At 63.4% G+C, this 4,596-nt stretch carries 5 protein-coding genes; 2 read left to right on the top strand and 3 right to left on the bottom strand.

Annotation, left to right across the window (positions count from 1 at the left end; translation table 11 throughout):
* Nucleotides 1–69: 69 nt before the first annotated feature.
* Nucleotides 70–1,713: a peptide chain release factor 3 gene (locus HMPREF2129_RS07090; protein WP_034664777.1), complete on the bottom strand. Its 1,644-nt coding sequence runs from the start codon at nt 1,711–1,713 to the stop codon at nt 70–72.
* Between the two features lie 101 nt (nt 1,714–1,814).
* Between HMPREF2129_RS07090 and HMPREF2129_RS07085 the strand changes: the two genes are divergently transcribed.
* On the top strand, nt 1,815–2,360 hold the full coding sequence (locus HMPREF2129_RS07085) for an NADPH-dependent FMN reductase (RefSeq protein WP_034664774.1): 546 nt from the start codon (nt 1,815–1,817) through the stop codon (nt 2,358–2,360).
* Here the strand turns inward: HMPREF2129_RS07085 and pth (HMPREF2129_RS07080) are convergent.
* Complete coding sequence (pth, locus tag HMPREF2129_RS07080; protein ID WP_052092951.1) at nt 2,357–3,034, bottom strand: aminoacyl-tRNA hydrolase; 678 nt, start codon at nt 3,032–3,034, stop codon at nt 2,357–2,359. The two genes, HMPREF2129_RS07085 and pth (HMPREF2129_RS07080), sit on opposite strands and share 4 nt — an antisense overlap.
* Here pth (HMPREF2129_RS07080) and HMPREF2129_RS07075 point away from each other — a divergent pair.
* On the top strand, nt 3,033–3,983 hold the full coding sequence (locus tag HMPREF2129_RS07075; RefSeq protein ID WP_034664772.1) for a nitronate monooxygenase: 951 nt from the start codon (nt 3,033–3,035) through the stop codon (nt 3,981–3,983). The genes pth (HMPREF2129_RS07080) and HMPREF2129_RS07075 overlap by 2 nt on opposite strands.
* Before the next feature lie 9 nt (nt 3,984–3,992).
* Here the strand turns inward: HMPREF2129_RS07075 and pth (HMPREF2129_RS07070) are convergent, their stop codons facing one another.
* Nucleotides 3,993–4,550 (bottom strand): aminoacyl-tRNA hydrolase, encoded by a 558-nt coding sequence (gene pth, locus HMPREF2129_RS07070; RefSeq protein ID WP_034664779.1) that lies wholly within the window; start codon nt 4,548–4,550, stop codon nt 3,993–3,995.
* Between the last annotated feature and the right edge of the window lie 46 nt (nt 4,551–4,596).

Here is a 4,596-nt window from a genome sequence, read left to right as displayed (position 1 = left end):
GCACCGACCTATCGGGGCAGTACAACTGAGTGCACTAGTAAGGGGTGAGCTTGCCTCAGAGGGGCTGGCCTAGTCGGCGACGAGGGGCTCCATGGTGAGCTCAGGGTGCTCCTTCTCAATGAAGGCGAGCTTCCACTTGTCGCCGAACAGGGCGATGAGTTCGCCGTCGGTGCGGGTGAAGATTTCTACGCCACGCTGGCGACCCAGCTCCGGGGCGGATTCGGCGTCGGTGCGGCGAGCCACGGAGTAGGGGATGGGCTCGGCCACGGTCTCGACGTTGTATTCGTTTTCCATGCGGGCCTGCATGACTTCGAACTGCATGGGGCCGACGGCGGCCATGACGGGGGCAGCATCACCACGCAGGTCGTTGCGGAGGATCTGCACGACTCCTTCCGCGTCAAGCTGCTCGAGTGCTTTACGGAACTGCTTGTATTTGCCCAGGGACTTGGCGCGCAGAGTGCGGAAGTGCTCCGGCGCGAACTGGGGCATCGGCGGGAACTGGACCTTCTTGCCGGCGTAGATGGTGTCGCCGGGGGCAAGTGAACCGGCGTTGACAAGGCCGATGATGTCGCCAGGGAAGGCAGTTTCCACGGTGTCGCGGTCGCGACCGAAGACGGTGAGGGCGTACTTGGTGGAGAAGCTGCGGCCAGACTGGGCGTGTGTGACCTGCATGCCGCGGTCGAATTCGCCGGAGACAACGCGCATGAATGCGAGGGTGTCGCGGTGGTTCTTATCCATGCCAGCCTGGACCTTGAACACCACGCCGGAGAAGTCATCGCCGACCTCACGCACCGGGTCGATGGCCTGGCTGCCACCAGCAGTGGCAGCCTCGATGGCCTTCGGGTCCGATGCGCGGCCCTCCGGGGCTGGGGCGATAGCGCATAGGGTGTCCAGGATCTGGTGCACGCCGAAGTTGAGCATCGCGGAGGCGAAGATCAGCGGCGAGGTGACGCACTGCTCAAAGAGTTCTTGGCTGTGGACGGCACCGTCGGCGGCCAGCAGTTCAGCTTCCTCAACAGCGGTGTCCCAGGCGTCACCCTCCTTGGCTGCGGCGTCGGACGGGGTGAAGTATTCTTCCGGCGCGATGGTGGAACCGCCGGCGGTGCGGGTGAAGTGGATGTACTGGTCCGCCTCACCGTCGGCGTTGACGTGAGCGAGGCCACGGAAGTCACCGGCTTCGCCAACGGGCCAGTAAAGGGGGGTGGGTTGGAGGTCGATTTCGGTGACGATTTCGTCGACAAGCTCAAGAGGCTCGCGTCCGACGCGGTCCCATTTGTTGATCACAGTAACGATCGGCAGACCACGGGCCTTGCAGACGCGGAAGAGTTTGAGGGTTTGGGGCTCGAGGCCCTTGGCGGCGTCGATAAGCATGACTGCGGCATCGACCGCGGAGAGCACACGGTAGGTGTCCTCGGAGAAATCCGCGTGACCTGGGGTGTCCACGAGATTGATCACGTAGGGTTCGCCGTCGTGGCCCTCCGGCGCGTACTCGAACTGCAGGGCGGAGGAGGCGATGGAGATGCCGCGATCCTTCTCCATCTCCATCCAGTCAGACACCGTCGCCTTGCGGTTGCCTTTGCCGTGCACCGCGCCAGCCTCCGAAATGACGTGCGCGTGCAGTGCGAGTGCCTCCGTCAACGTCGACTTACCGGCGTCCGGGTGGGCGATGACGGCGAATGTGCGGCGGCGGGCGGCCTCGGAAACGGTGCTCATGACCTGTAGAGGGTAGTCGCTTGAGTGGCGGGAAGATAACTAGCCTGGGAGCGTTATTAAGGTAGGAAAGCACACGAACATGCGAGAACTGAAGGAGACACATGAAAATCGGCGTGATCATCGGATCCATCCGAAAGGGGCGCACCGCGGAGAAGGTTGCCACCTGGCTGCGGGAGAATATCGGGGAGCGCGAAGGCTTCGAGTATGAGTTCATCGACCTTGCAGATTTTGAGCTCCCGCTTTACGACGGCGCAGGGCTGCCCATGCTCATGAACAAGCAGTACGACAACCCTGAGGTCACGCGCTGGTCCCAGGCCGTTGATTCCTGCGATGGGTTCATCTTCATCACTCCGGAGTACAACCACTCCGTGCCGGCCGCACTGAAGAATGCCGTGGATACCCTGGGGCCGGAGTGGGTGGGCAAGCCCATCGCCTTCGTCGGCTACGGCAGCCTCGGTGCCGTCCGCGCGATCGAGCACTGGCGCCAGATTGCGTCGAACTTCCACATGCACGACGTGCGCGAGCAGCTTGGTTTCATCCAGGCGATGGAGATGCGCGATGGCTTCAATCCGATGCCGCACCGCGCGACGGAGCTCGCCGCACTGTGTGACCGGCTGGAGGAGTACGCCGGGAAGTTGCGAGGCTAGTTTCTCGCGTGGATCTCGTTCTGCGCGCGCTGGAGGCCCTGAGTGACGACGAGTCGGGCAGACTCCGCAGCCAGGGCGATCTGCACGTCAAGGCCCTTGTCCTTGACAGGGCCAAGAACCCAGTCGGGGACCGGGGTGCCCTTCGGTGGGCGGCCAATGCCGATGCGCACGCGGATGTAATCGCGGGTACCCAGATGCTCGGTCAGGGACTTCAGGCCGTTGTGGCCGTTCTCATTTCCGCCTAGTTTCACGCGCACTTTCCCTGCGGGTAGGTCCAGCTCGTCGTGGAGGACCACGATGCGCTCCGGCGGAATCCCAAGTTTTTCAGCCACAGGGGCAATACCTTCTCCGCTGAGGTTCATGTAGGTCGTTGAACGCACCGCAAAGGCGTTGGTGTCCGGCACCATGAGGCCGTGGGCTTTGATGCCGGGAAGCGGCTGTAGGGGAGCGTCGATAAGCTCGTCGAGCGCCATATATCCCACGTTGTGCCTGGTGGCGGCATATTGTGCGCCGGGGTTACCCAGGCCGACGATGAGCCACTCGGCGTCGATCGCGGCGAGGTCAAAGCCACGGTCTTGGGCGGGGGCCGGTGCGGGGGAAGAAGAAAACAAGCGGCGCAGAAAATCAAACACGGTGCCAAGTCTATGGGAGGTGGGCGTTAAGGTGGACCCCATGCCACCTGAACTTCCCGCACGTTTGCCCCGCGTCATCGCTGCCCCCATGGCGGGCGGCCCGAGCACCCCGGAGCTGGTCAATGCCGTTGGCTTCGGCTTCCTTGCGTGGGGCACGTGCTCGCTTGATCAGGCGCGCGAGGAACTGTCGCGCGTCGAGGAGCCGTTTGGTGTGAACCTCTTCTACCCGCAGCGCGAGGAGCCACTCCGGGAGGATCTCGAGGCGATCGCATCTGAATTGGGTGCGGAGATCCCTGAGCCGGACTACACGTTCGGCTTCCACGACAAACTCGGGCTGGCGTTGGCCGATGGCCGCGCCACCATCATCTCCTGCACCTTCGGCTGCTTCACGGAGGAAGAGTTCCGCCGCATCCATGACGCAGGCATTCAGGCGTGGGTGACGGTCACGAACGAGGTGGACGCGCTCAAAGCGACCGAGCGGGGCGCGGATGGCCTAATCGTGCAAGGCCCCAAGGCCGGCGGTCACCGCTCCACGTGGACGCTAGCGGAGGAGCCGGATGCACGGCCACTCGAGAGGCTTCTCGACGGCATCTTCCGCCACGTCAACGTTCCCCTCATCGCCGCTGGTGGTGCGCGCACGCACGAGGACGTGGAGCGCCTCATCGAGTGGGGCGCAACGTCTGTCGCCTGCGGAAGTGCTTTCTTGCTTGCTGACGAAGCCGGCACCTCCGACCGCAACCGTTCCCTCTTGCGCGAGGGCGGGGAGTCTGTGTCCACCCGTGCCTTTTCTGGACGCTATGCGCGTGGTGTGGAGACCCGCTTTACGCGTGAGCACGAGAACCTTCCGCCGCTGTACCCGCATCTGAATGCCATGCAAAAATCGCTGCGCTGCGACCCGGACCATGCCTATTGCTTGGTGGGTGAGGACTTCGTGGGCAAGCTGGCCGAGGGGCCAGCGGTCGAGATTGAGGCGAAACTGCTGGGGCAGTAGCGCATCTCCTTAAAGGGCAGCGAGGAGTTCGACGGCGGCATTAGCGAGCGTGATGGGAAGTTCGGCGGACTCTTGTTTGCTGAATGGCTTGAGCACGTAGTCGGCCGGTGCCTGGCGGCCGGGTGGGCGGCCGATGCCGATGGCGAGACGGTTGTAATTCGGGGTGCCCAGGGATTTAGTCACGGACTTCAGTCCGTTGTGGCCGTGGTCGCCACCGCCCAAGCGGAGTTTGACGTGGCCGAAGTCGAGGTCGAGTTCGTCGTAGATGATGTAGATGTCCGTAGGCTTGATTCCGTAGTAGCTGGCCAGAGCTTTAACTGGGCCCCCGGAGACATTCATGAAGCCGCGGGTGCGGGCCAGGATTGTGCGGCGGTTGGTTAGGCGCCCGGCAGTGAGTTCGGCGACTTCGGTGTTTGTCTTCTTGTGCACGCTCAGCTGCGCGGGCATGGGGCTGGTGCGGTCCAAGAGTTCGTCGACAAGCATGGCTCCCGCATTGTGGCGGGTTTGCGCATAGATGGTGCCGGGGTTACCCAGGCCGACGATGAGAACCGGTGAAGACGCAGACATGCAGTCCAGCATAAATGAAGAAACGGCCGGCAACCCCGCGGTGGGG

This window comes from Corynebacterium tuscaniense DNF00037 (assembly GCF_000759055.1).
Lineage (GTDB): Bacteria > Actinomycetota > Actinomycetes > Mycobacteriales > Mycobacteriaceae > Corynebacterium > Corynebacterium tuscaniense.
Note: the sequence above shows the minus strand (reverse complement) of the source record. Positions and strands in the feature narration are given on the sequence as shown.

Excerpts from the sequence above, each read along its gene's own strand:
- HMPREF2129_RS07090 (WP_034664777.1), bottom strand. The coding sequence starts at position 1,713 with ATGAGCACCGTTTCCGAGGCCGCCCGCCGCCGCACATTCGCCGTCATC.
- HMPREF2129_RS07085 (WP_034664774.1), top strand. The coding sequence starts at position 1,815 with ATGAAAATCGGCGTGATCATCGGATCCATCCGAAAGGGGCGCACCGCG.
- HMPREF2129_RS07075 (WP_034664772.1), top strand. The coding sequence starts at position 3,033 with ATGCCACCTGAACTTCCCGCACGTTTGCCCCGCGTCATCGCTGCCCCC.
- pth (WP_052092951.1), bottom strand. The coding sequence starts at position 3,034 with ATGGGGTCCACCTTAACGCCCACCTCCCATAGACTTGGCACCGTGTTT.
- pth (WP_034664779.1), bottom strand. The coding sequence starts at position 4,550 with ATGTCTGCGTCTTCACCGGTTCTCATCGTCGGCCTGGGTAACCCCGGC.